The sequence below is a fragment of the Corynebacterium stercoris genome (assembly GCF_024160105.1).
Classification (GTDB): Bacteria; Actinomycetota; Actinomycetes; order Mycobacteriales; family Mycobacteriaceae; genus Corynebacterium; species Corynebacterium stercoris.
In genome coordinates, this window is sequence record NZ_JAMFTQ010000003.1 from 114,039 (window position 1) to 140,152 (window position 26,114).

Annotated in this window: 20 protein-coding genes; 9 read left to right on the forward strand and 11 right to left on the reverse strand. The window is 65.7% G+C overall.

The window, feature by feature from the left end:
• Positions 1-101 precede the first annotated feature (101 nt).
• Both M5J20_RS04020 and M5J20_RS04025 read right to left on the reverse strand, forming a co-directional pair.
• Positions 102-923: an SWIM zinc finger family protein gene (locus tag M5J20_RS04020; RefSeq protein WP_253576572.1), complete on the reverse strand. Its 822-nt coding sequence runs from the start codon at positions 921-923 to the stop codon at positions 102-104.
• Positions 916-3,873 carry a DEAD/DEAH box helicase gene (locus M5J20_RS04025; RefSeq protein WP_253576574.1) on the reverse strand — a complete coding sequence of 986 codons (2,958 nt, stop codon included), beginning with the start codon at positions 3,871-3,873 and terminating at the stop codon, positions 916-918. The genes M5J20_RS04020 and M5J20_RS04025 overlap by 8 nt, the downstream gene beginning before the upstream one ends.
• Positions 3,874-3,971: 98 nt before the next feature.
• On the opposite strand from M5J20_RS04025, the gene putP reads away from it, so the two are divergent.
• From putP to M5J20_RS04040, 3 genes are read left to right on the forward strand one after another with little or no spacing between them, the layout of a single operon-like run.
• Positions 3,972-5,546: a sodium/proline symporter PutP gene (putP, locus tag M5J20_RS04030; protein WP_253576576.1), complete on the forward strand. Its 1,575-nt coding sequence runs from the start codon at positions 3,972-3,974 to the stop codon at positions 5,544-5,546.
• 3 nt (positions 5,547-5,549) lie between these two features.
• Positions 5,550-6,194: an HNH endonuclease family protein gene (locus M5J20_RS04035; RefSeq protein ID WP_253576578.1), complete on the forward strand. Its 645-nt coding sequence runs from the start codon at positions 5,550-5,552 to the stop codon at positions 6,192-6,194.
• An 11-nt stretch (positions 6,195-6,205) separates the two neighbouring features.
• Positions 6,206-6,688 (forward strand): DUF2269 domain-containing protein, encoded by a 483-nt coding sequence (locus M5J20_RS04040; protein ID WP_253576580.1) that lies wholly within the window; start codon positions 6,206-6,208, stop codon positions 6,686-6,688.
• A 60-nt stretch (positions 6,689-6,748) separates the two neighbouring features.
• Here M5J20_RS04040 and M5J20_RS04045 read toward each other — a convergent pair whose 3' ends face one another.
• Both M5J20_RS04045 and M5J20_RS04050 read right to left on the reverse strand, forming a co-directional pair.
• Positions 6,749-7,696 carry a trypsin-like serine protease gene (locus M5J20_RS04045; protein ID WP_253576582.1) on the reverse strand — a complete coding sequence of 316 codons (948 nt, stop codon included), beginning with the start codon at positions 7,694-7,696 and terminating at the stop codon, positions 6,749-6,751.
• A 187-nt stretch (positions 7,697-7,883) separates the two neighbouring features.
• Positions 7,884-10,214, reverse strand: a complete 2,331-nt coding sequence (locus M5J20_RS04050; protein WP_253576584.1) for a DEAD/DEAH box helicase — start codon at positions 10,212-10,214, stop codon at positions 7,884-7,886.
• Positions 10,215-10,595: 381 nt separating this feature from the next.
• On the opposite strand from M5J20_RS04050, the gene M5J20_RS04055 reads away from it, so the two are divergent.
• The 5 genes from M5J20_RS04055 to M5J20_RS04075 all read left to right on the forward strand — a co-directional run bounded on the left by M5J20_RS04055 (position 10,596) and on the right by M5J20_RS04075 (position 17,626).
• Positions 10,596-12,017, forward strand: coding sequence for an amino acid permease (locus tag M5J20_RS04055; RefSeq protein ID WP_253576586.1), 1,422 nt, complete (start codon positions 10,596-10,598; stop codon positions 12,015-12,017).
• Positions 12,018-12,092: 75 nt separating this feature from the next.
• Positions 12,093-13,088: an L-lactate dehydrogenase gene (locus tag M5J20_RS04060; RefSeq protein WP_253576588.1), complete on the forward strand. Its 996-nt coding sequence runs from the start codon at positions 12,093-12,095 to the stop codon at positions 13,086-13,088.
• A gap of 86 nt (positions 13,089-13,174) precedes the next feature.
• Positions 13,175-13,570, forward strand: coding sequence for a (deoxy)nucleoside triphosphate pyrophosphohydrolase (locus M5J20_RS04065; protein ID WP_253576590.1), 396 nt, complete (start codon positions 13,175-13,177; stop codon positions 13,568-13,570).
• Between the two features lie 2 nt (positions 13,571-13,572).
• On the forward strand, positions 13,573-16,509 hold the full coding sequence (locus M5J20_RS04070) for a DEAD/DEAH box helicase (RefSeq protein ID WP_253576592.1): 2,937 nt from the start codon (positions 13,573-13,575) through the stop codon (positions 16,507-16,509).
• A 49-nt stretch (positions 16,510-16,558) separates the two neighbouring features.
• Entirely contained in the window at positions 16,559-17,626 is a 1,068-nt protein-coding gene (locus M5J20_RS04075; RefSeq protein ID WP_253576594.1) for a ParA family protein, read from the forward strand.
• 7 nt (positions 17,627-17,633) lie between these two features.
• Here the strand turns inward: M5J20_RS04075 and M5J20_RS04080 are convergent, their stop codons facing one another.
• The 5 genes from M5J20_RS04080 to M5J20_RS04100 all read right to left on the reverse strand — a co-directional run bounded on the left by M5J20_RS04080 (position 17,634) and on the right by M5J20_RS04100 (position 22,736).
• Positions 17,634-18,827 (reverse strand): ATP-binding cassette domain-containing protein, encoded by a 1,194-nt coding sequence (locus tag M5J20_RS04080; RefSeq protein WP_253576595.1) that lies wholly within the window; start codon positions 18,825-18,827, stop codon positions 17,634-17,636.
• Positions 18,818-19,498 carry an energy-coupling factor transporter transmembrane component T family protein gene (locus M5J20_RS04085; protein WP_253576596.1) on the reverse strand — a complete coding sequence of 227 codons (681 nt, stop codon included), beginning with the start codon at positions 19,496-19,498 and terminating at the stop codon, positions 18,818-18,820. The genes M5J20_RS04080 and M5J20_RS04085 overlap by 10 nt, the downstream gene beginning before the upstream one ends.
• On the reverse strand, positions 19,499-20,323 hold the full coding sequence (locus tag M5J20_RS04090; protein ID WP_253576598.1) for an ECF transporter S component: 825 nt from the start codon (positions 20,321-20,323) through the stop codon (positions 19,499-19,501). It abuts the gene before it with no gap.
• A 101-nt stretch (positions 20,324-20,424) separates the two neighbouring features.
• Positions 20,425-21,423, reverse strand: coding sequence for a nucleoside hydrolase (locus M5J20_RS04095; protein ID WP_253576600.1), 999 nt, complete (start codon positions 21,421-21,423; stop codon positions 20,425-20,427).
• Positions 21,420-22,736, reverse strand: coding sequence for an MFS transporter (locus tag M5J20_RS04100; protein WP_253576602.1), 1,317 nt, complete (start codon positions 22,734-22,736; stop codon positions 21,420-21,422). The genes M5J20_RS04095 and M5J20_RS04100 overlap by 4 nt, the downstream gene beginning before the upstream one ends.
• Positions 22,737-22,958: 222 nt before the next feature.
• Here M5J20_RS04100 and M5J20_RS04105 point away from each other — a divergent pair, with 222 nt between their 5' ends.
• Positions 22,959-23,483 carry a hypothetical protein gene (locus tag M5J20_RS04105; protein ID WP_253576604.1) on the forward strand — a complete coding sequence of 175 codons (525 nt, stop codon included), beginning with the start codon at positions 22,959-22,961 and terminating at the stop codon, positions 23,481-23,483.
• A gap of 30 nt (positions 23,484-23,513) precedes the next feature.
• Here M5J20_RS04105 and M5J20_RS04110 read toward each other — a convergent pair whose 3' ends face one another.
• Together M5J20_RS04110 and M5J20_RS04115 are read right to left on the reverse strand one after the other, a co-directional pair.
• Entirely contained in the window at positions 23,514-24,431 is a 918-nt protein-coding gene (locus tag M5J20_RS04110) for a hypothetical protein (protein WP_253576605.1), read from the reverse strand.
• A gap of 72 nt (positions 24,432-24,503) precedes the next feature.
• Positions 24,504-26,093: a carboxylesterase/lipase family protein gene (locus M5J20_RS04115; protein ID WP_253576607.1), complete on the reverse strand. Its 1,590-nt coding sequence runs from the start codon at positions 26,091-26,093 to the stop codon at positions 24,504-24,506.
• Positions 26,094-26,114 lie beyond the last annotated feature (21 nt).

The window sequence follows — 26,114 nt, forward strand, 5'->3', positions numbered from 1 at the left end:
GTTGATGTGGTTTTCAACTGGAAACCTCCTTTGCGTGCATTAACGACGTTTACTTCCACGCTACCCCAGCAACCCCACCGGAGCCAGAGTAAAAAGCTCACCTACTCCCCGTCGACGAGCATGTCGTAGAGCTTTTCAATGTCGGAAACTGCGAACATCTGGTCGATGTTGGTGAAGCTCACGGACCCCATGGCGGCGCGCAGGAGCTGGAGATCGGAATCGTCGATCATCGGGGCGACTTTCGGGTTGGGAAGCGCCGGCAGCTCGCGCCCCGCCCAGAAGTAGGGCGAGCCGGCCTCCGCATTCGACTGCGCCAGGTTGTGGGCGCCGCGGCGCAGCAGCTCCTCGACGATGTTCGCGCTCATGCCCCGCAGGGCGAAAACGAGCAGCGGCTGGGTGTCGATGCCGCCCGCCGCTACCTCGGCCAGCGCCACCCCGTGCTTGCACACCGCCGCGGAATCCGGGCAGTCGCAGATGAAATGCACCTCCGTGCCCTTCTTGGCCAGCATCACGTCTAAGAATGCGTCGGGGAAGTCGCCGCGCTCTGCCCTGCCCTGCGCGCCCGGCGCGGCGGCCAGGTCGTTGACGGCCTGCTGCAGTTCCCGGTTCCCACGCGGCGGCAGGAGGATGGTCACGTCGAAAGGCTCGTTCTGGCTGCCCGCCACCTTCGCGTCGACGCGGCCGGTGCGGTAGCGCACGTCCAGCACGTGCCCGTTGGCGGCGTACTGGTGGCCGCGTTTGGCGCGTCCCGCGTCCGTCTGGCGCAGCGCCGCGTTGAGCAGCCGCATCGCCGCAGGCGACATGCTGGCCGCCGCCTGCTCCAGCTGCGGCGCACCCGTCTCCTCGGCGGTGTACACGCGCCGCTTCGCCCCGAAGTTCGCGTAGATGACGTTGTCGTCTGATCCGCGCACGCCCTTAGCCATGCTGCCCCCTGAAGCTGATCAAACGGGCGAGATCCTCGGTGTCCAGTTCCGTGATCCAGCCCTCTCCCTCGCCGACCACGCCCGCAAGCTGCATTTTGCCGTCGAGGACATCCTGGATGGATTCCTCCATGGTGCCGCGCGTGATCATCTTGTACACAGTCACGTCGCGCTCCTGGCCGATGCGGTACGCGCGGTCCGTCGCCTGGTTCTCCACCGCCGGGTTCCACCAGCGGTCCATGTGAACCACCACCGACGCTGCGGTGAGGTTCAAGCCCGTGCCGCCGGCCTTGAGGCTGAGCAGCATCGCGCGTGGGCCGTCGAGCGCCTGGAAGCGCTCCACCATCGCGTCGCGCCCGGACTTGCCCACGCCGCCGTGCAGGAACGGGATGTCCTCGCCCAAATACGTCGACAAATACGGCTGCAGGATGTCGCCGAACGCCTTGTACTGCGTGAACACCAGCACGCGCTGCCCGCTCGCCTGCGCCTGGTCCAGGATCTCCACCAGCCGCTCCACCTTGCCGGAGCGGTGCACCCCGTTCACCGTCACCGGCGAGCCGTCGCCCAAGAAGTGCGCCGGGTGGTTGCAAATCTGCTTGATGCGCGTGATCGTCGAGAGCACCAGGCCCTTTCGCGCCATGCCCTCGCGCTCACTGAGTTCGCGCTGCATCGCGTCCACGAGCGCCGTGTACAGCGCGGCCTGCTCCGCAGTCATGTCGACGCTGATCACGTGCTCGGCTTTGTCCGGGAGATCGTCGATAATCGCGGGGTCCGTCTTCAACCTGCGCAGGATGAACGGCGCGGTAAGCCGCTGCAGCCGCTGCCCCATCTCGTCTGCCAGCGCCTCGTCGCGCCCGGACTCGATCGCCTTCGCGAAATGGTTTCGGAAAAACGTCTGCGAACCCAGCATTCCCGGGTTCACGAAATCGAGCAGGTTGCGCAGCTCCGCCAGCTTGTTCTCGATCGGGGTGCCGGTCAGCGCGATGCGGTGGCGCGCCGGCAGGGCACGCACGCTTTTCGACGACCGTGTTCCCGCGTTCTTGATCGCCTGCGCCTCATCGAGGACCACGTGATCCCACTGCACTTGGGCCAGGTCCTTCACATCCCGGTTCGCAACGCCGTAGGAGGTGACCACGAGGTCGGCCTCCGAGCAGGCGTCGATAAGCTCCTGCCCGTGGAGGCGGCGGGTGCCGTGGTGGACCACCACGCGCATGCCGGGGACGAACCTGCCGGCCTCGCGCGCCCAGTTGCCCACCACCGACGTCGGTGCGACGACGAGCGTGGGGCCCTGGCGAGTGCCGGTCTCCGCCTCGACCGCGAGCAGCGTGAGCAGCTGCAGGGTCTTGCCCAGGCCCATGTCGTCGGCGAGGATCGCGCCGAGGTTGTTGCGGGACATGAAGTAGAGCCAGTCCACGCCGCGGCGCTGGTAGTCGCGGAGGTGGGCTTGGACGGTCGTCGGCACGCTCACGCGCTCCGGGGCCGGCCGGTCGGTGCCGCCGACGAGCGAGGTGAACCAAGTGGAACCGGCGAACTCGATCGCCTCGTCCTCGCCCGCCGCCTCGAGCGCGAGCTGACGCAGCTCCGCCGCCGTGACCTCGCCCTCGGACTCCTCCGCGCTGCGCAGGCGCTGCATGTATTTGGCGGTGCGGGTGATCTCCGCCTTGTCCGCCAGCACCCACTTGCCCCGCAGCTGCACCAGCCCGGATTTGGAGTTGACCAGCTCGGCCATCTCCTCGTCCGTGAGCTCGACGCCGCCGACGGAGATGTGCCAGTCGTACTGCATCAGCGTGTCGAAGCCCAGGCGCGTCACCGTCGAGGAGTCGTACGGGTTCGCCGGGCGGGACACCGTGAGCTTGGATCTCGTCTCCGCCTTCGCCCACGCGCGCGGCAGCATGACCGTGAACCCGGCGGAGCGCAGGCGCGAGGCCTCGTTGGTGACAAAGTCCCCGATCTCCTCCAACGTGAGGTAGATGTCCCAGTCGCCGTCCTCGGGGCTTTCGGGCACCGCCGCGGGCTTGGGGTGCATCACCGGGTTGACCAGATCGGTCACCGAGATCGCGCGCGTGAGCTCGGAGCGCAGCCGCTGCGCCGTCTGGCCGTCGAAGTCGTACTGCCTCACCGGGCGCGGCGAATCCGTGCCCGAGCGCACCTGCACCCGCACCGGCCACACCGTGCTCTTGTTCGCCCCGATCGCGTCCGCGGGCTCCGCCACGATGAACACCAGCTGCAGGTTCACCGCGGTAATGGAGCCGTTCCACTGCCCCACCCGGCGCGCCAGCGCCACGTCGCCGCGGCGCAGCGGCGCGCCCATGATCAGGGAGTTCACGAAGTCGTGCAGCGCGTGCGTGCGCTCCACGTCCAGCACTCCTGCGGAGCGCAAGCGTGCCGACGCAATCCAGTGCGTCAGCGTCGTCGCCATATCCTCGCTCAAGCCGCCGTTGTTGGCCACGAGCACGCCCGGCGCGGCGGCGAGCATCTCCGCCAGCCAGCCGCGCTCGGCCACGCCGGTGCCCAGCTGCCACTGGGCGAAGAACTGGTTTTCCCGCTTGGGCACGTGGATGCTCACCCGGCCCGCCTTCACGAACTGGGTCAGGCCGACGTACATGCGGATCAGCCAGTACAGGTCCGGCGCGATCGCCTCGCGCTGCGCCTGCGTCGCCGCCGGCGAGTCGGAGTCCAGGAATTCCAGGCTGGCCAGAAAACGGATCGTGTCGTTGGGGGTCAGCGCCGCCGTCGGCGCCATCAAGGTGACTTGCTTGCCGCGCGGTGTCTGCAGCTGAATGTTGGCGCGGCGGCGGAAGCGGGATGCGTCGAGGAGCGTGTGCACGGCGGCCGGGAACGTGCCCGCCGGGACCTTCTCCATGGTGATGATGCGGTGGCCTTCGACCTGCTCAACCCACAGGTTGAGGCCGGACCCAGGCAGCCACAGCCCGTGGAGGAGGTATTTAGGCATGCCAATCATGGTAACTCACCTGGCCGCAATGGCGCGGGAGCATAATATGCGCGAATGCTCATGCAGTACGCTCTAGGCATTCGTGCGAAGGGAGAGACATGACTGAGAACTTCTGGCTCGTGCTGGCCATCGTGCTGTACTTCGGCGTGATGGTGGGCATCGGCTTCTACTCGTGGCTGCAAACCAAGAAGTATGACGACTACGTGCTCGGCGACCGCGGCCTCAACCCGCTCGTCGCCGGACTGTCCGCGGGCGCGTCCGACATGAGCGGCTGGCTGCTCATGGGCCTGCCCGGCGCGCTGTTCGTCGCCGGCATGAGCGAGCTGTGGATTGTCATCGGCCTGTTCATCGGTACCTGGGCGAACTGGAAGTGGGTCGCCCCGCGTCTGCGCTCCTACACCGAGGTGGCCAACAACTCGATCACGCTGCCGAGCTTCTTCGAGAACCGCACGCACGACACCTCGCGCATCCTGCGCTTCGCCGCCGCGGTGATCATCATCTTCTTCTTCACCTTCTACGTCTCCTCCGGCATGGTCTCCGGCGGCCGCTATTACGAGTCCACCTTCGGCGGCGATTACTTGACGGGCATGCTCATCGTCGGCTCCATCACGGTGCTCTACACCTTCATCGGCGGCTTCCTCGCCGTGAGCTACACCGACGTCGTGCAGGGCGGGCTCATGTTCCTCGCCCTCATCATCGTCCCCATCATGGCCCTGTTCGCGCTGGACAACCCGGCCGACATCTTCACCTGGGCCACCGACAACGCCTACGGCCCGCACCCGGAGGGCAACCCCACCTACTTCAACATGGTCGCCGGCGTCTCCGCCGCCACCATCATCGGCAACCTCGCCTGGGGCCTGGGCTACTTCGGCCAGCCCCACATCGTCACCCGCTTCATGGCGCTGCGCTCCCCCGCCGAGGCCCGCTCCGCCCGCCGCACCGGCATGATCTGGGTCGCCATTTGCTACATCGGCGCCATCTTCACCGCGCTCGTGTCCACCGTGTACTTCTCCCAGAAGTCCGCCAGCGTCACCGACCAGACCAACTTCGAGACGATCTTCCTCGACCTCGCGCGCCTGATGTTCCACCCGCTGATCGCCGGCATCATCCTCACCGCCGTGCTCGCCGCGATCATGTCCACCATGTCCTCGCAGCTGCTCATCACCTCCTCCGCGCTCATCGAGGACCTCTACCGCATCTTCAACAAAAAGCCCTCCCAGACCACCCTGCTGGTGCTCTCCCGCACCATGGTCGTCCTCGTCGCCATCGCGGCCATGCTCATGGCCGTCAACCCCTCCGACACCATCCTCGGCCTCGTCGGCTTCGCGTGGGCCGGCTTCGGCGCCGCATTCGGCCCGGTGGTCGTGGCGTCGCTGTACTGGAAGCGCCTCACCGCGCCGGGCGCCATCGCGGGCATGGTCGTCGGCGCGCTCACCGTGTTCATCTGGGGCTCCGTCCCCGCCACCTCGGCGATGATTTACGAGATCGTCCCGGGTGTCATCTTCGCCACCATCGCCATGGTCGCCGTCTCCCTGTTCACGCAGCCCAAACCGGGTGTCGCCGCCGAGTTCGACCGCGCCGTCGCCGTCACCGAATACGCCCTCGCCCACCCCGAGGCCACCTTCAGCGACGCCATGGAGGGAACCGCAGCGCCGCACCCAGCGTCTAACTAAGGTGTGAGACTCTATCTAGCACTTCTAACCCTCTGCACCATCGCCATCGCCCCGTTCCCGACGGGGCTTTTGCGTATCGACGTCCCCTCCCCACCCATCCGTCACACCGTCCTCGGCTACGACAGAACGGCCGCCTTCGGCACCTGGGCCCCGCTTTCCGACGGCTGCGACACCCGCACAACAGCCATGGCCCACGCCTGGCAGCAGGCCGGCGCCGCCGTCTCCTGCCACATCCCGTATGCTGCCTGGGATGCCGCCCCCATCCGCGACCCCTACACCGGCGAGCCCATCCTCCCCGGCGATGTGGAGCTGGACCACCTCTACCCCCTCGCCGCCGCGTGGGACATGGGTGCCTACGCCTGGCCCCGCGAGAAGCGCCTCGCCTTCGCCAATGATCCGGCCAACCTCATCGTCACATCCTCGGCCGCCAACCAGGCGAAATCCGACATGCTGCCCTCCGAGTGGCTCCCGCCCGAGCGCCGCGCCCGCTGTGCGTACGCGCGCCAGCTCGCGAGCGTCGCCAAGCAGTACGCCCTGCCCCTGCCCGCCCCGGACCAGCGCGCGATGCGCCGCGCCTGCGCCGGCTTCCAGGGCCTCGCTTCCCGACGCTTCCTGACACCGCGCGAGGAATACCCGCGCGTGCCGTAGAGTAAGCGGACATGACCACAGTATTCATCTTCATCCACGTCGCAGCGGCGATCATGCTGCTCGGCCCCGTGATGGTAGCCACGTCCATGTTCCCGGGCGAGGCCGCCAAGGCCCGCGCCGGCGGCGAAGAGTCCACCGGCCGCGCATCCGTGCTGCACCGCATCACCACCACCTACGGCATGCTGTCCCTCCTCGTGCCGCTCCTCGGCGGTGTGGTCCTGGCGTTCGACTGGGACACGTACAAGACGAACTTCTTCCTGCACACCTCGATCGTGCTCGCCGTCATCGCCTGGGGCCTGCTCTACGGCCTCGTGATTCCGAAGCAGCGCAAGATGATGGGCTCCCTCGGCGCCCTCAACCCGGCCGACGCCGACCCGTCCGATGTCACCAGCAACTTCGAGAAGGCCAAGGGCGGCGCAGCAGCCGGCGCCGGCATCTTCAACCTGCTCTGGTTCATCATCCTCATCCTGATGTTCCTGCCGGCACCGGCCTAAAACAAACGTCGAAAAGCCCCTGCTCACCGCGGTGAACAGGGGCTTTTATGTTGTGTGCGGTTAGAAGCGGATGAACTTGCCCGCGAATGCGGCGATCGCACCCAGCACGGTGAGGATCGGCACCACGATGGCGACGATCTCACCAATCGACTTGCCGGAGTTGCCCACAGTCTCACCGCTGGAAGAACCGGAGGAGCCCTCCAGACCCAGCTTGGAGCTCAGGCCGCCGGCGGTGTCAATCAGGCCGTCGACCACACCAGCCTCGTCCACGCCCGCGGCGCCCTTGATCGCAGCCTCGATCTGGGCCTGGGTGAGCTTCTTGCTGTCATTCAGCGTGGTCGCCCACATGTAGTCCTTCGCCGGGATGCGCAGGGGACCGATCTGCACCCAGCCGGCCTTGCCCAGCTCATCCGGGCCGCGGGAGATGATGCCCACCAGGCCCTTGCCCTCAACGAAAATCGGGCCACCCGAGTCGCCCGCACGGGAGGGTGCGGTACTGCGCATGGTGAAATGCTCATCCGTCGCGGCGAAGAACGTGCCGCAGCTGGTGTTCTTCGTGCCGGTGTGGGAGGTTTCGCCGTGGTAGCAAACCTTGTCGCCCCGCTTCATGCTGGAGACCTTGAGCACGGTGTCGCCGGAGTACGGGTTGCCGCCCAGCTTCACGCCCTTGTCCCACTCGATGGTGGCGATGTCATTGCTCCACATCCCGTCGAAGTTCTTGGAGTGGCGCAGCGTGCCCATCGGCTGGGACAGGTTGACACCGTAGGTGGCGCCTGGGACGCTGCGGTCAACCAGGCTCACGCGCGCGCCGTCCTTGCCGCAGTGCGCGGCGGTGTAGCTCACGCCCTTCGCGGCGTCGTTGTAACCGATGGTGCAGGTCAGACCCCCGTCGAGAAGAATCGCATCGCCCTGAGTCGGGGTGGTGGGCACGGCGGCGACGGCCTGCATCGGGTTAGCCAGGATGGCAGTGGCACCGAGCGCAGCAAGAAGGGTGCGGGAACGCTTCATATTCACAGGCTTTCTGGGAGAGAGGATTACGACACCATCAGCGTAGTGCACAGGCAATACACTTTTCGCTTTACGACGACTCCCAGCAAACGGGTAGTCCACTACCGCCCGCCCCACCAACGAAAAAGACCCCCGCCCCGGAAGGGACGAGGGTCTCGAAACCGACGCTAGCCGACGCTAGCCGACGCTAGTAACGGTCGCGGCCGCCGCGGAAACCGCCGCGGTCTCCCCGGTCGCCGCGGCGATCATCGCGACCACCGCGGTCATCGCGGTCGCGGCCGCCTCGGTAACCGCCGCGCCCACCTCGGTCGTCACGGTCACGGTCCCAGCCGCCCCGGCCACGTCCGCCGCGGTCATCGCGGTCGCGGCCACCTCGGTAGCCGCCGCGCCCGCCGCGATCCCCGCGGTCACGGTCACGGTCGAAGTCGCGGTCGCGGCCGCCGCGGTAACCACCACGATCACCGCGGTCACTACGATCACGCCCGCTGGCCGGCGCGCCGTGGTCGCGCTGGATGTTGATCAGCTGGCCGGAGATGCGAGTGTCCTCCAAGCGATCGAGCACCGCCTGGTCCAGGCCCTTCGGCAGCTCAACCAAGGTGAAGTCGCCGCCGATGGTGATGCGGCCGAAGTCCTTGGAGCTCAGGCCGCCCTCGTTGGCCAGGGCGCCGACAATGGCACCCGGGCGCACGTGCTGGCGCTTGCCGACGTCCAGACGGTAGGTGTCGAAGTTCTCGTCGTCGTGCTCGAAGCGGCTGCGGCCGCGGTCGCGTCGCTCGCCCCGATCGTCGAAACGCCCGCGGCGGTCCCCGCGCTCGCGGTCGCGGCGGTCTTCGCGGTCGAAGCGCTCGCGGTCGCGGCGGTCGCGCTTGTCCTTCGGCGGTTCCTTCATCAGGAACTCGTCGCCGGCCTGTGCCTGGGTGGCCAGGGCCGCTGCGATGTCGTCCATCGGCACGTTGTTGGCGGCGGAGTACTCGCGCACCATCGACTTGAACACCTGCAGGTCGCCGGCCTCCAGGGACTCGGTGATGGAGTCCATGAACTTGGCCTTGCGGCTCTCGTTCACTTCGTCGACAGTCGGGAGCTCCATCTCCTCGATGGTCGCGTTGGTGACGCGCTCGATGGAGCGGAGCATGCGGCGCTCGCGCGGGGTGACAAAGAGGATCGCCTCGCCGGTGCGGCCCGCGCGGCCGGTGCGGCCGATGCGGTGGACGTAGCTCTCGGTGTCGTTCGGGATGTCGTAGTTCAGCACGTGGCTGATGCGCTCCACGTCCAGGCCGCGGGCGGCGACGTCGGTAGCCACGAGGATGTCCAGGCGGCCGTCGCGAAGCTGGTCAACCGTGCGCTCGCGCTGCGCCTGTGCAATGTCGCCGTTGATGGCGGCGGCCGAGAAGCCGCGGGCGCGCAGCTTCTCCGCGATCTCCTCGGTCTCCTGCTTGGTGCGCACGAACACGATCATCGCCTCGAACTCGGTCACCTCGAGGATGCGGGTGATGGCGTCGAGCTTGTTGCGGTGCGCGGTGTAGAGGTAGCGCTGGGTGATGTTGGTGTTGGTGCGGGTCTCGCTCTTAACCGTCACCTCGACCGGGTCGTTGAGGTACTGCTTGGAGATGCGGCGGATCGCACCCGGCATCGTCGCCGAGAACAGCGCGACCTGCTTCTCGTCCGGCGTGTCCTCGAGGATGCGCTCCACGTCCTCTTGGAAGCCCATGTTCAGCATCTCGTCGGCCTCGTCAAGCACCAGGAAGCGCAGGCTGGAGATGTCCAGCGAGCCCTTCTCAAGGTGGTCGATGACGCGCCCCGGCGTACCGACGATCACCTGCGCGCCACGACGCAGCCCAGAGAGCTGGATGCCGTACGCCTGGCCACCGTAGATCGGCAGGATGTGGATGCCGCCGAGGTGGTCCGCGAAGGACTGGAAGGAATCCGACACCTGCAGCGCCAGCTCACGCGTCGGCGCGAGCACCAGCGCCTGCGGGTAGCGCTTCGACGGATCAATCTGGCTCAGCACCGGCAGCGCGAACGCCGCGGTCTTGCCCGTACCCGTCTGCGCCAGGCCGACCACGTCGCGGCCCTCCATCAGCAGCGGGATGGTCTGCTCCTGAATCGGCGACGGCTGCTCGAAGCCGACGTGCTTCACCGCCTCCAGCACGCGCTCCGGCAGGCCGAGGTTCTCAAACCCGTGCGGCTCCTCCTCGGGCTCTTGCGTACCGACGTTCGGTTCCGCCGCCTCAGCCTCGTCAGCTTCGTCTTCCTCAGCCGGCTCTTCTACCGGCTCAGCCCCAGCCGGCTCAGCTTCGGTGTCACCGATGACATCGGCGACGGTCAAAATCTCGTTCTCTTCAGTTTCGGCAGTGGCCGCGGAATCCTCCGCAGCGCCGGTCTCCTCAGAAGCTCCCGCATCCCTGGTGTCCTCAGCTGCGGCCTGCTCGGCCACGACATCCTGCGGGTTGTCCTGATTTTCCGACGTATTCATATCCGGCTCAAACTCGCCGCCGGTGGCGTTCTCGGAAATAGTCATTGTTGCCCCAGCGTACGCCACATGCGCCGTGTTCTGCTATTTCGCGTTTCCGGGACCTCCCAGTGTTCAGAAGTTTCCGAACCCCATATCAACCGATGTGTCGCTATGGTCTGTTACAAATCACAGGGGTAGCGAAGCGCGTCACCCCCTGCATTCAGCAGGGGGTGCGGCGGGTTTGGTTCACCTAAAGTCGGTGAGATCCTATGCCCTATTTTAGTGCGACCCGGAGAATTCGTAAACCCGATTTGCCTCCTCTCTTTCCCGGCTCGCCGAAGCGCTAACCAACCAACACCTAGACACCCGTCATGGAAACTCCGGCCCAGGCGTTATGCTTCTTACGTCATAACTCTCCCGCCTAGTCCAAAGGTGTGACGAAGCCCCATGTCATCCCCCGTTTCCGGCGCTACCAGTGCGCCCACGCAACCAGCACAAGCAGCACCGCGGAGGGGGTTGACGCACCGGCACATCCACTTCATCGCGCTCGGCTCGGCGATCGGCACCGGTCTGTTCTACGGTTCCGCCGGCGCGATCCAGGCGGCCGGCCCGTCCGTGCTGCTGGTCTACCTGCTCGGCGGCGCGGTGGTGTACTTCATGCTCCGCGCGCTCGGCGAGATGAGTGTGCGCCACCCGGTTCGCGGCTCCTTCGCCGTGTACTGCCGCGAGCACCTCGGCGGCTTGGGCGGCTACATCACGGGCTGGATGTTCGCGTTCGAGATGATGATTGTCTGCCTGGCAGACCTCACCGCAATCGGCATCTACATGAAGTTCTGGTTCCCGGAAACCCCGAGCTGGGTGTGGATTGCTGTCACGCTCCTCATCATCGGCGCGGCGAACCTCGCCAGCGTGCGCTGGTTCGGCGAGCTGGAGTTCGCGTTCACGCTGGTCAAGGTCGCTGCCGTCGTCGCCATGATCGTCGGCGGCGCAGCCATCCTCGCGTTCAACCTGGGCGACCCGGGCACGCACACCGGCATCGACAACCTGTGGAACGACGGCGGTTTCTTCCCCAACGGCCCGCAGGGCATGATCGCCGCGTTCATCCTCGTGCTCTTCGCGTTCGGCGGCACGGAGATCATCGGTGTCGCCGGCACTGAGGCGGACGACCCGGACCGCGCCATCCCCAAGGCCGTGAACACCGTCCCGGCGCGCATCCTCATCTTCTACGTCCTGGCGATCCTGATCATTCTCATCCTCAACCCGTGGCGCACCATCACGGGAGAGGAATCCCCCTTCGTGCAGATCTTCACCACCTTGGGCGTGAACTGGGCGGCGGCGCTGCTCAACGTCGTCGTCATCACGGCGGCGCTCTCCGCGATCAACGCTGACCTCTTCGGCACCGGCCGCGTCCTGACCGGCCTCGCCCGCGAGGGCCTGGCACCCCGCGCGATGTCCAAGACCATCCGAGACATCCCGGTGATGACCACAGTCTCGCTGCTCATCGTCCTCGTCGTCGGCGTGGCGCTCAACGCCGTGTTCCCCAACGTCTTCGAGACCATCGCCGCGCTTGCGACATTCGCCACAGTCTTCGTGTGGCTGATGATCCTCCTGGCGCACCTCGCTTCCCGACGCCACATGACACCGCAGCAGGAACAGAACCTCCGCTTCCCAGTCCCCTTCTGGCCCTACGGCCAGTGGTTCGCGGTGGCGTTTATCCTGTTCACCTTCGGCATCATGGCGTGGCTGCCGCAGTACCACCTGGCGCTCGCGGTGGGCGTGGGCTTCACCGTCCTCATGACGATCCTCTACTTTGTCACCGGCCGCCCGCAGGCCATCGCCGAGGCGCCGTCGGTCTACGACCGGAAATAGTGCGACCTTAGGCGTAGTCTGGAAGTTGCAAATAACGGAATCACTCGCTACTTCCCCCGAAAGGTCTGTCTCCCTATGCAAACTCCGGAACCGAACCTGCACCCTGCCCCCGTTACCCCCGGCACCAAGGTTGTGCTCATCGGCGCGGGCGCGGTGGGCATCGCGTACGCATACGCCATCCTCAACCAGGGCCTGACTGACCACCTGGCCATCATCGACCTCAACGAGGAGCTCACCTGGGCTCAGGTGGAGGATCTCTCCCACTCGGTCCCGTTCTCCGGCAACAACATCAAGGTCACCGTCGGCACGTACGAGGACTGCCGCGACGCCGCCCTCATCGTCAACTGCGCTGGCGTTGCACAGCGCGAGGGTGAGACCCGCCTGGACCTGGTCGCCCGCAACGTGAAGATCTTCGATTCCATCAACTCCCAGGTGATGGAGAACGGCTTCAACGGCATCTACCTCGTGGCCACCAACCCGGTCGACGTGCTCACCTACGTCACCTGGAAGCAGACCGGCCTGCCGTCCAACCAGGTCATCGGCTCCGGCACCGTGCTCGACACCGCGCGCTGGCGCCACAACCTGGGCAAGCACTTCAACCTCGCCCCGTCCGCCGTGCACAACTACATCATCGGCGAGCACGGCGATTCCGAGCTGCCCGTCATCTCCACCGGCACCGTCGCCGGCGTGCCGCTGCACTCCATGCTTGAGAAGGAGGCCGAGGAGAACCCGGAGATCTACGACAAGATCGACGAACTCTTCGTCCAGACCCGCGACGCCGCCTACGACATCATCAAGCGCAAGGGCAACACCTCCTTCGGTATCGGCTCCGCGCTCGCCCGCATCACCCGCGCGATCCTGCGCAACGAGGACGTGGCCCTGCCGGTCTCCGCGCTGCTCCAGGGCGAGTACGCACTCGAGGACATCTACATCGGCACCCCGACCATCCTCAACCGCCACGGCGTGCGCAACGTCGTCGAGCTGCGCCTCTCCGAGGACGAGTACGAGAAGTTCGCTTCCTCCGCCAAGACCCTGCGCGAGGTCGTCGAATCCACCGGCCTCACCGACTAGGTCTTACCCCTTCCCCGAAAGCCTCCCTCGTGGAGGCTTTCGCTTTTCGACGTTTGTTTCCAGTGCCTGCCCCTAGAATGAGCCCCATGCCTAAGCAGATCGATGTTGTCGGTGCCGTCCTTGTGAGGGACGGTCTCGTCCTCGCAGCGCAACGAGGACCGGGAATGTCCATGGCAGGCATGTGGGAATTCCCCGGCGGCAAAATCGAACCAGGTGAGACCCCCGAGGCGTCACTCGCCCGTGAACTTTTCGAGGAACTTGGGATTCAAGTCGAAGTCGGAAAGCACATTGTCACCACGAGCCACGAATACGACTTCGGCATCGTGAACCTCTCTACCTACTACTGCACCTTGGTGGGCGGCACACCCACCGTGTCAGAACACGCCGAAATCCGCTGGGTTGGCCCCGCTGACCTCGGCAAGCTCGAGTGGGCACCAGCAGATATCGAGGCCGTCGAACTCGTAACTGAGCAACTCGGGTAACCGTGGAACGCTCCCTGCCCTCGCTTCGCGCGGATCTGAACCACGGTTTCATCGACCGCGATACGCCAGCAAACCTCATTGAGAACCCGCTGCTGATCGAGAATCAAGATGAGTCGACCATGTTTGGCGTTCTCCGCGCGGAACTTGAGGATGCTGACGAGTTCATCTTCTCCGTTGCCTTCGTGTCCGCCGACGGCATCGGCACGATCAAGCAGCAGCTCCAAAACTTTTCCGGCCGCGGAACGATCATCACCGGTACCTATCTCGACTTCAACGAGCCAGCCGCGTTCCGCGAACTCCTCACGCTGAATAACGTCGATGTTTTCGTCATGGAAGATGTCCCGCACCACGCGAAGGGTTACATCTTTACTCATCGCGACCACATCACGGCGCTTGTGGGCAGCTCGAACCTCACCCGAAATGCGTTGATGAGCAACCAGGAGTGGAACCTTCGCGTTTCCACTCACCGAGATGGTGACATCGCTTGGCAGTTGCATGAGGCAGCTCAGAAGCACCTCGACTCCGCTCGTCCATTGACCGAAGAGTGGATTCAAGAATACGAGAAGAAGCGGAGCACACGGACAATCGTTATTCAAGACGACCAGCCGTTGGAGATCAGCGCCTCCGGTGAGCGGATTCTCCCCAACGCCATGCAGGTCGAGGCGCTTGCGGAACTCGACAGTGTTGTGAGCGCTGGAGAGAAACGTGCTCTGATTATCTCTGCCACTGGTACGGGCAAGACGATTCTGGCTGCCCTAGCGGTCCGACAAATGAAACCGCGAAATGTCTTGTTCATCGTGCACCGGGAGCAAATCCTCCGTAAAGCCGCGGAGTCGTTCAAGGCAGTGCTCGAACTCGACGACTCCGCCATTGGATTCTTCGTCGGCCAGCAGAAGGAACTGAATCGCACTGTCGTATTCTCCACGATCCAGTCCCTCTCGCGGCCCGAGAACCTAGCTGAGATCTCACCGCTGCAGTTCGATCTCATCATTTTCGACGAGGTCCACCGCTCCGGTGCGCAGTCCTACCAAGCGGTAATGAAGCACTTCCGACCGGAGTTCATGCTGGGTCTCACTGCAACCCCAGAACGAACCGATGGCTTCAACATTTTCGAGCTCTTTGACTACAACGTGCCCTACGAGATCCGCCTTGAGGGTGCGCTTGAGAACCACATGCTGGTTCCCTTCGACTACTACGGCGTCACCGACTTCGAAACCGCTCGTGGATCTATCGGCGATCGTTCCGACCTGGCAGAACTCGTTTCTGACGCTCGAGTCGACTACATCGTGCAAACTCTGCGGGAGTATTCGTTTGCCCAGGGGACGAAGGGGCTGCTCTTTTGCAGCCGCAACGACGAAGCCGCGGAGCTTTCGGCGCAGTTAAACAGGAGGATCGTTCACGGCAAACGGCTCCGAACCGTCGCCCTTTCAGGTCTGAACACGACTCAGGAGCGCGAGACCGCCGTTGCACAATTAGAAGCCGGTGCCCTGGATTACATCCTGACCGTCGATATTTTCAACGAGGGCATCGATATCCCCTCAGTCAACGTCGTAGTACTTCTCCGCAGCACCCAATCATCGATCATTTTCACGCAGCAGCTGGGTCGCGGACTGAGAAGGTCTACAGGGAAGCGATCCCTGCGCGTTATCGACTTCATCGGCAACTATGCGAACAACTACCTGATCCCGATTGCTCTCACCGGCGACCGTTCGCACAACAAGGACCGAATCGTCGACAAGCTTCGCCGGACCCGTCGCCACCCGACGGCCGGCAACTCCACAGTCAGTTTCGACGAGGTGTCCACTCGCCGAGTACTCGAGTCCCTGAGGAAGGCACGAATCTCGGATCGCCGAACGAGGCGAGACGAGATCAACAAGCTCCAGGTTCGGCTTGGCAAAATCCCTCAACTTGCGGACTTCATCTTCCATGAGGCGATGGACCCCTATGTACTTGCAGCTACTGACAATAAGGCACGTAACTACTGGGCACTGCTCAAAGAACTCCGCTTTGTGGACGCCGGCCCTAGCTCGGCGGAGGATGCAATCCTTTCAATGCTCACTGTCGAGCTCATGAACGGGAAGAGACCTCAAGAGCTGCTGTTGCTCCGGGAACTGCTGAATCGAGGTCCCAACGGCGCTTTGCAACTCAATGAATTCAAAAACGTTGTTCGCGCTTGGAATGCTGATCTCGCAGTCTCGGAGCTGACCCTGAAGTCTGTCGAACGCGTCCTTGACCTCACCTGGTTCAAGGAGCAGACCGCAGCGAAGTACGGGGGGCAACCGATCGTCGTACGGAATGGGAATCAGTTCAAGCTAGGAGAAACATTCGCCGGAATTTACTTTTCCTACGCCGGCCAGCACCTCGCCCCGGAGACTAGTTTCCGGGCGCACGTTGACGATGCCCTACATACCGGCCTACTCCTCAACGCCCAGCAGTATGCCAAGCAGGATTCCTTCCTAGTTGGTAAGACCTACACCCGTAAGGACGCAGCGCGGCTGCTGAACTGGTCCAAGAACCTGGAGTCAACAATGTACGGGTACCGGGTGGACGAAGAATCGGCCACGTGCCCGATCTTTGTGACTTATCACAAGGACGCAGACGCCCCAGCGAGCATTCGCTACGAGGACACGCTCGTGGATCGCTCAACCATGCATTGGTTTAGCCGCCACGGCCGTACCCTGCGAAGTCGCGAGCTCGCTCCAATTCTCGCTGGCGATGTCGACCTTCACTTGTTTGTGCAGCGTGAAGACGCTGACGGCTCCGATCACTACTACCTCGGGCAGGCGGATGCCACCAACCCCCAGCAACGAACGATGTTCAACGACAAGGGGGTGCAGCTCGACGTGGTCTCGACAGATCTCAAAATTCGAGTGCCGATCGAGGCTTCGTTGTTCAACACGATCACCGCTAGCAAGCTCGTCGACAAGCACGGGCAGTGAGTCGGTAGGTGCGATACGATCGAGCAGTTCGTGAACTGATGGAGGAATCGTGGCTGGCGTCAAGACCCTGAGCTTCTTCAACAACAAGGGCGGCGTCGGCAAGACGACCTTGTCCACCAACGTCGCGTACCACTTCGCGGAGCGTGGCCTTCGGGTGCTGTATGTGGATTGCGATCCCCAGTGCAACGCCACGCAACTGCTTCTGACTGAAAAGCAGACCTCCGAGATCTACGACGGCGCTGACGATCCGAAGGACGCCCTCCAGGAATCCCTGGCTAAGACCGTCTACAGCATCTTCATCCCGCTTCGGGAGGGCGAGCCGGAGATCGACACGGACTTCCCGGTGTACCGGTCCGAGCGTTTCGGAATTGACGTGCTCGCGGGTAACCCTTCTCTTTCACAGATCGAAGACGTGATGTCTGCGGCCTGGCAGATGGCTCTCAGCCGCGAAACTGCGGCGTTCAGGCGCGTGCACTGGGCCGGGCAGCTCGTGACCGCGATGGAGGATGAGGACCGCTACGACGTCATCCTGTTCGACGTTGGTCCCAGCCTCGGCCCGTTCAACCGCACCGTGCTGCTCGGCTGCGACGCCTTTGTCACCCCTACGGCCACCGATCTGTTCAGCTACCACGCCTTCGGAAACCTGGCGCGCTGGTTCGACAACTGGGTAACCGAATACTCGGAGATGGCGGAAGGCAACATCCTCGCTTGGAAGGACTACAACCCGAACTACCAAAAGAAAGCCCGGAACCTCCGCCTGCCTGGACATGGCGGTAGCCAGTTGCGCTACCTCGGCTACACCACTCTCGAGTACGTAAAGAAAACGTCCAACGGCCAGGACGTCCTCGTCGGTGCTTTCGAGCGATTCCGCGACAAATTCGAAGATGAAGCCCTCCGGATCGGCGACTCGCTGAGCCAGAAGAACGATCAGTACCTGCTCGGCCACGTCCCGCACATGTATTCAATGCCGGCGACTGCACAAGACAGCCACTCACCGATCGCAGAACTCACGTACGCGGACGGCATCAGAGGATCCGCCGGTAAGCAGCGCGACCGCTACGCGGAGGACATCAAGAAGGTGTCCGACGCGGTGCATTCTCGCCTGATGGCGCTGTAGCCGTCGCCTAGCCCAGCACCCGCTCCCCCACCGCCGCATACTCCCCCACCTCGGCGGCGAAGGTGGCGTCGTGGCAGGTGAGGATCACGGCGGCGCCGGCGGCGAGGCCTTCGGCGATGAGCGCGTGGGCGCGGGCGCGGTTGGGGATGTCGAGGCCTACGTCGGGTTCGTCGAGAAGCACGAGCTGGCGCCGCTGCGAGAACACCTGGGCGAGCTGCGCAAGCCGTAGGTGCGCGGCGGGCAGGTCAAGCGGGTGCTCGTCCGGATCCAGCGTTACGCCGAGGTCGGCGAGCTGGGCCAGGGCCTCGTCATTGCCCACGAACGCGCCGACGGTGGATTCGGCGAGTTGGTCCGCGGCGCGTTGCAAAGCCAGCGAGACGGTGATGCCGCGCTCGGCTTCCAGGCCCGGGTTGCCGTCGAGGCCGGCCATTGCACGCAGGAGTGTGGTCTTGCCGGCGCCGTTCGCGCCGCGCAGCCAGACCACCTCACCGGGTCGCACCCGCAGATCAATTGGTCCCGCGGTGAACACGGGCTCTTCCGCCGCGCGGAATTGCCACCACTTGCGTTTCTTGCCGCCGCGGGTGGCGGCCACCTCGCCGAGGTCGAGGTCCGGCAGGTCGAGGGCAGTCACCGGCGCGGGTGAGGCCGTGGTGGTTGGGGTTGGGGTGAAGGGGTGCAAGGAAGCGTCGTGAAGCGAAAGCTGCTCCCCGCGCATGTCGCGCGGGCGGGTGCCCAGCAGCACGATGCGGGAGGGCAGCGCCTCGAGGAGTGCGGCGATGCGCGCGGCGGAGTCGGTGTCGAGGCCGGCGAAGGGGTCGTCGAGGACGAGGACTGCTGGCTCGAGGACGGCGACGGCGGCGATGGCCACGCGGCGTGTCTGCCCGCCGGAAAGTTTGGCGGGGTTGCGCTCGGCGAGGTCGCTGAGGTCCGCGGCGGTGAGGATGCGCTGGCAGCGTTCGAGCATCTCGGCCTGCGGCACGCCGCGCTGCTCGAGACCGACGGCGACCTCCTCGATAACCGTCTCGCGCAGGTACGTGATGTGGGCAACGGGGTCCTGGCCGACGACGGCGGCATTCGGCCACGTCTCATGAATCTGGTTGGCAAGCGAGGTCAGCCCGGCGCCGGAATCGGCGATGATCTGGACGGTGTCGCTGCGCTCGAGGGCGTCCGTGAGCGGGGTGAGGTTGAAGGTCAGAGCCATATTGCCACCGCCAGGCAGATGAGGGGCGTGGCCCAGCGGATGGTGCGCTGCAGGGTGTTGTCGGGGACGGGGCGCAGGACGGTGCGTCGGCCGGGGAGGTCGTAGCCTGCGGTTTCCAGCGCGCGGCCGCGGTGCGAGCTGAGGGTGAGCAGCTCGGTGAGCACCGGCATGATCAGGTTCGGCACGGAGGTTTTCAGCGTGATCGGGCGCGCTTTGAGGCGGTTTGCGTCGCGTGTGATGCGGACGCGCTGGCTGCCTTGCGGGAACAGCTGCAGGGTGGAACCGGCGATGTAGCTCAGGCGGTTGCCGCCGGGCAGGATTTGGAGCGCCTTCGCCAGGTCCGGCACGCGCACGAACGTGCCGGCGGCGAGCAGGCAGGCCATGAGCGCGGTGAAGCGGAGGGCGAGCTCGCCGGCGGTGGCGAGGCCGTCGGCAGTAATGAGCGGCGCGATCCGCTCCTCGCCGTATGGGGCGTGGATGAGCACCATCGATGCTGCTACCGGTAGCGCCAGGACCACCACGGCGATGATGGGCGCGAGGTTTCTCGTCTTCGCGGTGGCGACGATCAGGGAGAGAAGCACAATCGCCGCCGATGCGGCCGGGGTGTTGATCCCCATGACGAGGATCCACCCGGACGCGCCGACGGCGAGCGCGGTGAGCGGGTTGACCACTTAGACGGTGGCGGCGGTAGCGCCTGCGGAGCCCTGGCCCTCACGCGGGGCGAACGCATCCACGGTGCGCTTCGGCAGCGCCTTGACGGTGAAGAAGGCCACCAGCATGACGATGAGCTTGTCCACCGGGTCAGAGATGAACGCCTGGGTGGTCACCGACGCGATGAGGGAGCCGCCCATCTCGCGGAACAGGGACACCAGGGCACCGGTGCCGACGCCGGCGGTGCCGCCGTAGACGAACGCCGCGACCGGGGCGGCCACCATGCCGCCGACAACGCCGAGGAGCAGGCCGTAGATGATCACGGTGCCGATGTTCTTGAACGCGTGGAAGCGGTGGATGAACTCGCCGGACAGCCAGCCGATCAGGGCCGCGCCCGCGGCGAACGGCAGCGCCGCCGGGTTGAGCAGGCCCCACACCACGTTGTTCAGCGCGCCGGTAGTCATGCCCGCAACCGGGCCGGCCAGCGCGGCGACCAGCACGGTGCCCACCGAGTCCAGGTACAGCGGGAGGCCAGAGGAGCCGACGATCTCGCCGACCACGGAGTTGATGATCATCGCGATCGGGATGAGGCCCAGCGTGCGCGCCGGCAGCACCGGCACCGTGGCGATGAGCAGCAAAATGGTGCCGATGCCATAGCCCAGCAGCGTGATGATGCCCTGCGTGGAGCCGGTGACGTTCTCCCAATCCGCCGGGCGGACCAGGACGAGGTAGAGCCAGGTGGCGGCGATGACGGCCGCGCCGGCGATGACGAGACCGCGGCGGGCCGGGGTCCACTCGGCGCCGCGCGCAGGCTGGCCGGCCGGAGTGGTGGTGGCGGTAGACATAGGTGCTCCCTTAAATCGGGTCAAGACGAGGTGCATGCAATTGCGGGCGGCCTATGTCACCTCGGCACCCGCGCATTCGGTCAGGGAGTCTAGCAGCCTGTTCAGTCCTCGGCCTTGCGGTGGTAACCCGCCGCCAGCGCCGCGTCACCCGAGAAGAAGTCCGAGTGCGTGGCGCAGGCCCGCTCGAACGCCTCCCACGCTTTGGCGATCTCCGCGCCCGTAATCACCCGCGCATTCGGTTCGCGTTCCCACATCCCCCTCAGGTCCGCGACGACGGTACCGCGGGTGAGTTCGCTGGTTGGCTCGACATCGATCGTCGCCAAGCAGTCGCTCGTTGCCACATCGCCGAGCGCGACGAGCACCGTGAGCAGGTCGTGGATCTGCGCACGGTAGCCCTCCCCCACGTCTTCGTGGAACTCGAAGTAGAACCGCGTGATCTCCTTCAGGTCCTCCGCAATCGGCGTGGGCCCAAGCTTTTCGACGATCATTTCCAGCCGCTCAGGCTCCAACACCATCTGCTCCGTGGTGTTCAGCGGGCAGAGCGTGATCGGCGTGTGCGCGGCGGTGAATACTTCCTGCGCCGCGTGCGGATCCACCCAGAAGTTCCACTCCGCCGTGGGCGTGGTGTTGCCCGGGTAGTTCACCGCCCCGCCCATGACGGTGATGTGTTCGAGCTTGGCGAAGTGCTCCGGGTGCAGCCGCGCGAACGCCGCCAGGTTGGTCGCAGGGCCGGTGACGATGAGGTGGAGATCCTCCGTGCCGCGCTCGATCGAGTCGATCCACAGCAGGTCCCAGTCGTGCTCCACATGGCGCTCGGGCGCCGTGACGTAGCCGAGGCCCGTGTCGCCGTGCGTCTCGGGCGTGGTGGTCAGCGGCAACTTGAGCGGGCCGGGCAGGCCCGCGGCCAGCGGGATCGTGCGCAGCCCGCACTGCGTGAGCACCCACGCCGCGTTGCGAGCGCACTGCTGCGCATCGACGTTGCCGGCAGACGTCGTCACGCAGTCCAGCTCTATGCGGCCCGCGTGGTTGAGCGCCGCGAGGTAGATCAGCGCGTAGGTGTCGTCGATGCCGGGGTCGCAGTCGAGGATGACGCGTGTCACGGGCGGGCTCCCTTCTGTGCTGCCGGCTGGGTGGGCATGGTTTCGGTGCCGCCGATCAGCCACACCGCGAGCGCGACCGCCGCCAGCGCGCCGCACACGCCGAACGCCGCGGCGAACCCGGCGACCTGCGCCACCCACCCGACCACGACGGGTGCGAGGATCTGGCCTGCATCCATCGTCATCTGGTACGTGGACAGCACCTTACCGCCCGAGCGGTCATTGCCGATGATGTCCGCCAGCACCGCCTGCATCGCCGGGCCCATCAGGCCTGCGCCGACACCTGCGAACGCCGAGATGATCATCAGCGGCCAGAAACTCGTGGAGAAGCCCAGGATGGCCGTGAAGAGGGCGATCGTGCCCAGGCCCATCGCGATCATGGGGCGTCGGCCCAGCTTGTCCGCGAGCCGGCCCGAAAACTGCAGTATGATCGCCGTGCCAACCGCGTATGCCGTCAACGCCAGCCCCGACGCCGCCGCGCCGTGCTCGAACACCGACGCCGCGAACAGCGGCACCACCGCCACACGCGCACCCATGTTGACGAATCCGGACACGAACGCCACCGCCAAAAGCGACTTGTACGTGGGCAGCCGCCACGCCTGGGTGAACTGCATCGCCGGCTTGGTGGGCGGCAGCGGCTGCGCGCCAGGCTTCGGGTTGGTGAGTAGCCAGACGATCAGCGCCGCCAGCGCCACGCCCAGGCCGTATACCGCAAACGGGATGCGGTACCCCAGAAACGACAGCGCCGCGCCGATAATCGGACCGAAGATGTTGCCCAGCAGGAACGCGGTAGCGTAGATCGCATTCGCCCGGCCGCGGATACTTGGCGGCGTCACCCGCACGATCAGCGCCTGCGCCGACAGCGTGAACATCGTCGAGCCGAAGCCCGCGAAGAACCGCAGCGCCAGGATGTGCCAGTACGCCTGCGCGAACGCCACGAAGAACGTGCCGATAGCCACGATCAGCAGGCCCGTTATATACACCGGCCGCGACCCCAGCTTGTCCACCAGCCGGCCCGCCCCCGGCGCGCCGATCAGCCGCGCCAGCGCAAACGCCGAGATCACCGCACCCGCCGCGGCCATCGACACGTTGAAGCTCACCGCGAACTGCGGCAGCACCGGCGCGATAAAGCCGTACCCCAACGCGATGATGAACGCCGCAATCGACAGCACCCAGATTGTGCGCGGGATCGGCGGTTTGGGGGTGTCGGTGGTGGTGCCGGCTGCTGAGCTGGCGGCTGGTTCGCTGCTGGTTGCTGCGTTGCCGGCTGCTGCGCTGGCGGCTGGCGGTTGGCCAGGTTGCTGAGGCGTGGTCATAGCGCTCGCTAGCGTAGCCCGTTCCCTGGCGGGGTGGGTGGCGGGCCGGGTGCGCGGGTGGTTGGTTCCGGGGTGGCAGGGTGGGGTTTAGCCGGGTTTGTGGCCGAGCGGGGCCGGAAGGTCTGTTCGCCCGCTCAGCAACCACGCAACCAAGCCCAGGTTTCGCACACACGTTCTACTCGCCCAATCCCCGTGCCGGACCCACCCCGTAACGTGCGGGTCATGTTCAACACAGCATTCGGTTCCACCGCACACAAGTCCCCCCGCCCCTCCAACTACACCCCGCTGACCACGCCCGAAGCGATCGCCGCTGAGATCGAGGAACTCTACTCCGAGACCCTCGAGCGTCTCGATGCCGTCATCCACCACCCGCGCAGCCTCGCGCGCCCGCAGGCCACCTGGCGGCCGCCGACAAAACTGCTACCGCGGATCGGCTCCGGCCCGCAGCTGTCCATTGCGGTCACGCGCCGCCGCGTCGGCCCGCGCGCGCAGGCCCGCATCCGCGGTTACGGCGAAACGCAGGTCCCGGCGTACGTCATCGAGCTGCGCATCACCGACGCATCCGGGCTGCCGGCCGATCGCCGCTACACGGAGGCGTGGGTGCGCGCGCTAATCGACGACACTGATATCAGCGCCGTCCACGAGCTCCCGTCGGCACGCGCGGCGACGTACGTCTGGCTTGTCGACGGCTCCTACACACCCATCCCGTCGCCTTCTTCCCTGTTCGAGGGGATGGTCGCGGCCTAGCGGCTCGCGGGACGGGTGCGCTCGCAGCGGCTAGATCTCGTCTTCGGTGTCGACGGCACGGTCGGGGTCGATGCCGGTCGGGGCGTCGTCGTCCTCGAAGTCCATGGCGTCGACGGTTTCGAAGTCGAGACCGTCGTCGTCGAGGTCGTCGTCGAGCTCCACCTCGTCGCCCTCGTCGAGCTCGTCGTCCTCGTCGTCCTCCTCGCCGTGGTCGTCTGCGCCGAAGATGTCGTAGACATCGGGCTCGTCGAAGTCGTTGTCGACAGGCAGGAGCTGGGATTCCCAGTCCTCGGCGTGGTCGGCGGCCAGGGAGAGCACCTCGAAGAGGCGGTCGAAATCGGAGAAGCGGCCGAGGTCCAGGATCTCGGACTCATCGACAACCTCGGCGTGGATGGCTTCGAAGAGGCGGATGCGGTCTTCGTCGGAAAGCTCGGCGTCCCCGTCGGACTCCCACAGCTCGCCGATTGCGTCGTCCATCATGTCGTCGTAGGAGTCGGTGAGGGCAACGAACTGCACCTCGGCGCAGGGCACGCCGTCGACGACCTCGACCAGCACCTGCAGCTCGGCGTTCTCGCCGACCTCGGCGCGCACCAGCTGCGGGTTCACGCGGTCCTGGAAGAACTCCAGGTCGCCGATGCGCTCGTCGGTGCCTTCGAGCAGGTCGCGCAGCACGGTCACCACCTGGTCGGTGGCCACGTGGTCCGCCACCGTCTGCACCGCATTCTCGACGGAGAAGACGACGGAGACCAGCACGGCCTCGAACTCGTCGTCGTCCTCATCCACGTCCGCAGCGGCGATGTACACGTTCGCGGCGGGCAGGTGCGGGTCGATCTCCACGAACTGGATCTCCACATCTGCCGTGATGGGAACGAACATGGTCTCGTCGTGCACGCGGGATTCAATACCGTCGCGGTCAAGCGCGGCAGCAAGGTCCTCGAAAAAGCTCATGGCCGTACCCCTACCTTCCAGTTGTCGTGAGGCGTGCCCCAGCCTAGCCACCAAACGGGCACGCCGGAACCCTTATGCGTCCGAAATGTTCTCGCCCGGCAGCCCGAAGCCGAACACGAAGGCCAGGGACTCGGCCAGATCGGCGCGGCTGTTGCCCCACTCGCGCATGTCGAACTCCTCCCACGCGCGCCGCTGATCCGCTTTCGGGTCCAGCTCAACGTAGGATTCGCGGTCCACCACCAGGGTCGCGCGTCCGGGCACGTCCTCGTTGCGGAAGCCGTACTCAGGCCACTCCTCCCCCGGCGCGCCGGTGTGGAAGAAGGAGCCCCAGTGGTACTGCATGACCTCCTTGACCTCCTCGTAGCCCTCGGAGGAGCCGAGGCGGTCGATGCGGGAGGCGCGGGTGGCGCGCGGGTCGCCGAACACCGCGCCCAGGTCGGCGGTGTGCATGGCGCCCAGGCCCAGGCGCCGCATTGTTTCGGAGGCGTAGGCGAAGCGGTACATCCACGTCCGCGCCACGCGCCGGTGTGCCGTGGCCAGCATCACCGACGGCGCCCAGAACACGGCGTCGGCGATGAGATCGGCGAAATCGGCGCGGCCCAGCGCGTCACCGTAGGCGTCGATCACTAGCTGGGCGTTCTCCGGGTCGTACACGTCGAGCGCCCGGCGCGCGGCCCGGTGCCGCTGCTTCGTGGTCTGATAAATCGCCTTGGCAAAGCTGGTTTCCTCGGCGTTGGTGCCGATGATGAGTGGCACCGCCGCCTGCCTGCCGCCCTCGAACGTGTCGATCGGGTGTTCCGGCAGGGTCACGCCGTCCACCGTTGGCATGAAGCTGGTGTTTAGCTGCACCAGTTCCCTGCTGTTGAGCAGCATCGACTGCCCGGTCCGCACCAGGTCCTCGGCGTCGGCGTCGCGCAGGTCCTCGAGCGTCGATAAGCGGGACATGCCCATGCCGTCGATCAGCGCGCGCACCCACATCGCAGCCTGCACTCGCGAGTGCACGCTTGCCGACGGCGGGGACTGCGCGACCGCCCCGTGGAACAGGCCCCGCGCGGCCGGGGCGCACATGAGGTGGATCACGGCGGCGCCGCCGGCGGATTCGCCCATGATGGTCACGCGCGACGGGTCGCCGCCGAAGTTCGCGATGTTCGCCGCGACCCACTTGAGCGCGAGGATCTGGTCGAGCATCGCCGGATTCGCCGCGCAATCCGGGCCGATGGAGCGGAAGTCCAGGTAGCCCAGCACGCCGAGGCGGAAGTTCACGGAGACGTAGACCACGTCCGTCGCCAAGGAGAGGTGGTAGCCGCGCAGCACTTTCTCGTTGCTGGCGCCGGTGACAAAGGTGCCCCCGTGGAAGTACACGACGACGGGGAGTTCGTCGTCGGTATCGGGGCGCACAATGTCGAGTGTGAGGCAGTCCTCGGTGCCGATGACAGTGTCCTTCCAGCCGAAGCTGCCCTGCATCGCGGGCGGGGCAAAGCGGGAGGCGTCGCGCACGCCGCGCCACGGCTCGGCGGGACGCGGGGCACGGAAGCGGCACTCCCCCGTCGTCGATGCGCCGTACGGCACGCCCCTCCACGTGCGCACCCCTGTACGGTCGTGGAGAATGCCGCGCACGGTGCCCGCGGTGGTGGGCACGTTGAAAGTTGTCGCAGCGTTCACACCCTCAAGCCTAGCTACCAA

Bases quoted from the DNA above. Each gene is read 5' to 3' on its own strand.
- M5J20_RS04020 (WP_253576572.1), bottom strand. From the start codon at position 923: ATGGCTAAGGGCGTGCGCGGATCAGACGACAACGTCATCTACGCGAAC.
- M5J20_RS04025 (WP_253576574.1), bottom strand. From the start codon at position 3,873: ATGCCTAAATACCTCCTCCACGGGCTGTGGCTGCCTGGGTCCGGCCTC.
- putP (WP_253576576.1), top strand. From the start codon at position 3,972: ATGACTGAGAACTTCTGGCTCGTGCTGGCCATCGTGCTGTACTTCGGC.
- M5J20_RS04040 (WP_253576580.1), top strand. From the start codon at position 6,206: ATGACCACAGTATTCATCTTCATCCACGTCGCAGCGGCGATCATGCTG.
- M5J20_RS04045 (WP_253576582.1), bottom strand. From the start codon at position 7,696: ATGAAGCGTTCCCGCACCCTTCTTGCTGCGCTCGGTGCCACTGCCATC.
- M5J20_RS04050 (WP_253576584.1), bottom strand. From the start codon at position 10,214: ATGACTATTTCCGAGAACGCCACCGGCGGCGAGTTTGAGCCGGATATG.
- M5J20_RS04055 (WP_253576586.1), top strand. From the start codon at position 10,596: ATGTCATCCCCCGTTTCCGGCGCTACCAGTGCGCCCACGCAACCAGCA.
- M5J20_RS04060 (WP_253576588.1), top strand. From the start codon at position 12,093: ATGCAAACTCCGGAACCGAACCTGCACCCTGCCCCCGTTACCCCCGGC.
- M5J20_RS04065 (WP_253576590.1), top strand. From the start codon at position 13,175: ATGCCTAAGCAGATCGATGTTGTCGGTGCCGTCCTTGTGAGGGACGGT.
- M5J20_RS04080 (WP_253576595.1), bottom strand. From the start codon at position 18,827: ATGGCTCTGACCTTCAACCTCACCCCGCTCACGGACGCCCTCGAGCGC.
- M5J20_RS04090 (WP_253576598.1), bottom strand. From the start codon at position 20,323: ATGTCTACCGCCACCACCACTCCGGCCGGCCAGCCTGCGCGCGGCGCC.
- M5J20_RS04100 (WP_253576602.1), bottom strand. From the start codon at position 22,736: ATGACCACGCCTCAGCAACCTGGCCAACCGCCAGCCGCCAGCGCAGCA.
- M5J20_RS04105 (WP_253576604.1), top strand. From the start codon at position 22,959: ATGTTCAACACAGCATTCGGTTCCACCGCACACAAGTCCCCCCGCCCC.
- M5J20_RS04110 (WP_253576605.1), bottom strand. From the start codon at position 24,431: ATGAGCTTTTTCGAGGACCTTGCTGCCGCGCTTGACCGCGACGGTATT.